Annotated in this window: 1 protein-coding gene; it reads right to left on the bottom strand. The window is 65.0% G+C overall.

All coding sequences use genetic code 11. The annotated features are described in order from the left end of the window. Positions 1-763 (bottom strand): molybdopterin-dependent oxidoreductase (locus tag FSO04_RS45920; protein ID WP_154568030.1); only part of this gene is annotated, 763 nt, incomplete at both ends.

Genomic DNA, 763 nt, shown 5'->3' with positions numbered 1-763 from the left:
GATGCGGCGGGCACGCCGGTGAGTTCCTCCGTCGCTTCCGGTGCATTCTCGGGCAGGGCGACGAACGCACGCCATTGCTCGAACGCGCGCGTTTCGCAGCGCTCGGCGATGAACGCTTCGTTCAGCAAGCCTTCGGTCACGATCACATGCGCGAGTGCATTGACCACCGCGACGTTGGTGCCCGGACGCAATTGCAGATGATGCGACGCCTTGACGTGCGGCGTATCGACGATATCGATGCGGCGCGGATCGACGACGATCAGCTTCGCGCCCTCGCGGATGCGGCGCTTCATGCGCGAGCCGAACACCGGGTGGCCGTCGGTCGGATTGGCGCCGATGACCATGATGACGTCGGCCTTGTCGACCGAGGCGAAGGTTTGCGTGCCGGCCGATTCGCCGAGCGTGGTCTTCAGGCCGTAGCCGGTCGGCGAGTGGCACACGCGCGCACAGGTGTCGACGTTATTGTTGCCGAAGGCGGCGCGCACGAGCTTCTGTACCAGATACGTTTCTTCGTTCGTGCAGCGCGACGACGTGATGCCGCCGATCGAATCGCGGCCGTGCTTCGCCTGAATGCGGCGGAATTCCGACGCCGCGTACGTGAGCGCTTCTTCCCAGCTCACTTCACGCCACGGATCGGTGATTTTCGCGCGGATCATCGGCTTGGTGATGCGGTCCTTGTGCGTCGCGTAGCCCCAGGCGAAGCGGCCCTTCACGCACGCGTGGCCTTCGTTGGCCTGGCCGTTCTTGTGCGGCACCATCCGCA

It is taken from the genome of Paraburkholderia madseniana, assembly GCF_009690905.1.
Classification (GTDB): Bacteria; Pseudomonadota; Gammaproteobacteria; order Burkholderiales; family Burkholderiaceae; genus Paraburkholderia; species Paraburkholderia madseniana.
Note: the sequence above shows the minus strand (reverse complement) of the source record. Positions and strands in the feature narration are given on the sequence as shown.